This is a genomic window from Streptomyces sp. NPDC093544 (assembly GCF_040683495.1).
Classification (GTDB): domain Bacteria; phylum Actinomycetota; class Actinomycetes; order Streptomycetales; family Streptomycetaceae; genus Streptomyces.
The window spans coordinates 1-3,498 of record NZ_JBFBEA010000072.1 but is presented as its reverse complement, the minus strand read 5'-3'; the positions used below and the strand labels follow the sequence as shown (position 1 = coordinate 3,498).

The window sequence follows — 3,498 nt, the reverse complement described above, 5'->3', positions numbered from 1 at the left end:
CAAACTTGGCGTTGATTTTTGGCACGCTGTTGAGTTCTCAAGGAACGGACACTTCCTTCGTACTCACCCGAGAGACTCTCTCAGGCTTTCCTCCGAGCGCTTCCCTTCGGTCTTGCGTTACCGACTCTATCAGATCCTTTCGGGCCTGATTCCCAGTCAGCGGGGCTTGTCTTCGCGGCTGTTGGGCCGTTCCGACGTCTCAAACTTTAGCGGATCCTCCCGGCAGTTCCTAATCGGGCTGCCGGGCCCAAATCGAATTGAATTCGGGCACACCGAATTCGACCCCATTGGGAGATCGTGCTGAAGGTTTGGTTGCCACTTTTGCGGCGGAGGTGTTGCCGAAGAACCGTTACGGCTCCGTGGCAACTCGAAGAACCTTACGCGTCGGTCGAGGGGGTGTCAACCTTCCCTGTCAAGATCTTTAATCGAGGTCGGTGAGCCGGCCGCCGGCATCCGGCTGGGCGTGCTCCACACGGCGGAGGAGGCGGGTCAGAACCTCGCCGAGGACGCCACGTTCATCCGGGGAGAGGTCCTGGAGCAGCTCCTCCTCGAAGCCCGAGGCGAGGCGCATGACCTCCAGCCACTTCTCGCGGCCCTCGTCAGTGAGCTCCACGATGACGCGTACGCGGTTGGACTCGTCGCGCTCCCGGGTGACCAGCCCCTCCCCGAGCATGCGGTCGATGCGGTGGGTCATCGCGGCCGGGGTCAGACCCAGCAGTTTGGCGAGGTCGCTCGGGCCCATGCGGTAGGGAGCGCCGGAAACCACCAGGGCCTTGAGGACCTCCCACTCGGCGTTGCTGATGCCGAGCGCTGCGGTCTGGCGTCCGTAGGCGACGTTCATCCGCCGGTTGAGGCGGGAGAGGGCCGAGACGATCTTCTCGACCTGGGGGTCGAGATCCCGGAACTCGCGCTGGTACGCGGCGATCTGTTCGTCGAGTGTCGGCTCGCTGACGCCGAGGGTGTCGCCCATGGGGCGAAGTATCGCACGGGCTCGCTTGCCGTTGAAGTCCTTCGGTGTATATTGTTTAGATCCTAACTTTAGCTTTGAAGTCTTCAGGCCTGCACCCTTGCACTGTCATGCACGTGCATGACAGTGCACGCGCCCTGAGGACCTCACGACCAGGGCAGGTGAAAAGTGACCAGGGCGATGGGCGCAGCGATGCGCCGGATCCATGTGGGCAACGCACTCAGCGCGTTCGGGCTCGGCTTTACCGTCCCCTTCCTCTACGTCTATGTGGCGCAGGTGCGGGGACTCGGCTCCATGACGGCGGGCATCGTGCTCGCCGTCTTCGCCGTGGCCGCTCTCGTCGTGCTGCCGTTCGCCGGGCGGGCCATCGTCCGGCGCGGCCCGCTGCCGGTCCTGCTCGTCGCCCTTGGCACGGCCTCCGTCGGCGCGCTGAGCCTCGGGCTCGCGAACAGTGCCACGACCGTGCTGCTGTCGGCGGCCGCACTCGGTGCCGGCCAGGCCGTGATGTCGCCGGCACTCGCGACGATGATCGTGGACTGCTCCTCGGCGGACACCCGGTCGCGTGCCTTCGCGACGCAGTTCTTCCTGCAGAACCTGGGACTCGGCGTCGGAGGACTCATCGGCGGCCACATCGTCGACACCTCGCGCGCGAGCTCGTTCACGCTGCTGTTCTCGATCGAGGCGGCGATGTTCCTGCTGCTGGTCGTGATCATGTCGACCGTGCGGCTGCCGCACACACCGAAGGTCGAGGGTGCGCCGCAGGCCAAGGGCGGCAGCTGGAAGCAGTTGCTCGGCAACCGGGCCATGGTGCAGCTGTCCGTGCTGGGCTTCGTGTTGTTCTTCGCCTGCTATGGACAGTTCGAGTCGGGGCTGTCGGCGTACGGCGTCGAGGCGGCCGGGATCTCCACCTCCGCGCTCGGTACGGCGATGGCGGCGAACACCGCGATGATCGTGGTCGCGCAGTTCGCGGTCCTCAAGTTCGTGGAGCGCCGGAAGCGGTCGCGGGTGATCGCCGCGGTGGGGCTCATCTGGGCGGTCGCGTGGCTCGCGGCCGGTTATGCGGGCCTCGGGCACGGCAGCCAGACCATGGCGACCGCCGCGTTCGTCTCGACGTACGCCCTCTTCGGTCTCGGTGAGGCGATGCTGTCGCCGACCGTCGCTCCGCTGGTCGCCGATCTGGCGCCGGTGGGCATGGCGGGGCAGTACAACTCGGCTTTCGCCCTGGTGAAGCAGCTCGCGCTGGCGGTCGGTCCGGCGGTGGGCGGTCCGATGGGGGCCTCGCTGCACGGGCCGTACGTCGTGACGTTCCTGCTGTTCTCGCTGGGCATCACCTACCTCGCGATACGGCTGGGACGGCAGCTCACGCCCGTACAGAATCAGCCGTCGCTCGCGAGGAGCCGGGTGGTCGCGCAGGGTGGGGCTCCCGCGGAGCCCGTGCGGGCCGCGGCCTGACGGATGGACATACGACGGCCGCCACCGCTTCTCGAAGTGGTGGCGGCCGTTTCCGCTTGTCGTCAGCGGATCCCGGTCACCAGGTTGGCCGCGAAGGGGAGGGTCGCGCTGCCGTCGGGGGCGGTGCGGTCCTTGAGGTGGGTGTGGATCGCGCGGCCTGCCTGTACGAGGGCTTCGTGGCCGCCGTTGTCGATGATCGACTGGCCCCAGGGCACCGAGGAGAGCTGGGCCGCGGCGTAGTCGGCGAGGGGTGGGAGGGCGATGCCGAAGGTGACCTCGTGGACGGTGACGTCGTGGAAGCCGGCCTCGCGGAGGGTGGTGGTGAGGCGGTCGGGGGTGCCGGAGAAGGCGGCCTCGTAGCTCGTGGCGACCTCCGGAGCCAAGTGTGGAGCCACGTACTTCTTGACCGCTTCGTACTGGGCCACGAAGTACGGGATCAGCTTCCTGTCCGCCCAGGCGGTGGCCGCGAAGTGTCCTCCGGGGCGGGTGACCCGGGCCGCCTCCGCGAGGGCCGCGGGCAGGTCGGGGAAGAACTGGACCCCCTGCTGGCAGATGACCGCGTCGAAGGTGGCGTCCTCGTAGGGGAGTCCGTCCGCGGGGGCCTCCGTGAACTCGATGTCCGGGTACATGCGGGGGGCGCGTGCCTTGGCGACCCTGAGCATGCCCTCGTTGATGTCCGCGCCTGAGACACGGCCGGTGGGGCCGACCCGGGCCGCCGCGGCGCGGGCCACGAAGCCGGTGCCGCAGGCGAGGTCGAGGACCGTGGCGCCCGGGGACAGGTCCGCGGCGTCCAGGATCGCCGTGACGAAGGGCGCCATGAACGGCGCGGCGTACTGCTCGTACCGCTCAGGCGCGCTGCCGCTGAGCTGAAAACCCGTGTCGTCTGCCATGGGTGAGCTACTAGCACCGGGTGGGGTCGGAGGCTAGGTGGCGCGCAGGGGTGGGTGCTGGGGCGTGGGTTTTTCGCCCCCTCCGCCCCTGCCCGTCCCACGCTTCCGGGGCTCCGCCCCGTTTCAGCCCGTCCGGCGTTTGAGGACGAGCGCGTTCAGCGCGATACGGGGGGCTGGGGGCAGAGCCCC

The 3,498-nt window shown here is 68.2% G+C and carries 3 protein-coding genes; 1 reads left to right on the top strand and 2 read right to left on the bottom strand.

Annotated features, from left to right (window positions below; all coding sequences use genetic code 11):
• Window positions 1-421 precede the first annotated feature (421 nt).
• Complete coding sequence (locus AB0N66_RS42380; RefSeq protein WP_365446337.1) at window positions 422-970, bottom strand: MarR family transcriptional regulator; 549 nt, start codon at window positions 968-970, stop codon at window positions 422-424.
• 177 nt (window positions 971-1,147) lie between these two features.
• On the opposite strand from AB0N66_RS42380, the gene AB0N66_RS42375 reads away from it, so the two are divergent.
• Window positions 1,148-2,419 (top strand): MFS transporter, encoded by a 1,272-nt coding sequence (locus AB0N66_RS42375; RefSeq protein ID WP_365446334.1) that lies wholly within the window; start codon window positions 1,148-1,150, stop codon window positions 2,417-2,419.
• A 62-nt stretch (window positions 2,420-2,481) separates the two neighbouring features.
• On the opposite strand, the gene AB0N66_RS42370 is transcribed toward AB0N66_RS42375, so the two are convergent.
• Window positions 2,482-3,309 (bottom strand): class I SAM-dependent methyltransferase, encoded by an 828-nt coding sequence (locus tag AB0N66_RS42370; RefSeq protein WP_365446331.1) that lies wholly within the window; start codon window positions 3,307-3,309, stop codon window positions 2,482-2,484.
• Window positions 3,310-3,498: the final 189 nt, after the last annotated feature.

What these genes read in the sequence shown, in the direction of transcription:
- AB0N66_RS42375 (WP_365446334.1), top strand. Translation starts at nt 1,148, where the DNA reads ATGGGCGCAGCGATGCGCCGGATCCATGTGGGCAACGCACTCAGCGCG.
- AB0N66_RS42370 (WP_365446331.1), bottom strand. Translation starts at nt 3,309, where the DNA reads ATGGCAGACGACACGGGTTTTCAGCTCAGCGGCAGCGCGCCTGAGCGG.
- AB0N66_RS42380 (WP_365446337.1), bottom strand. Translation starts at nt 970, where the DNA reads ATGGGCGACACCCTCGGCGTCAGCGAGCCGACACTCGACGAACAGATC.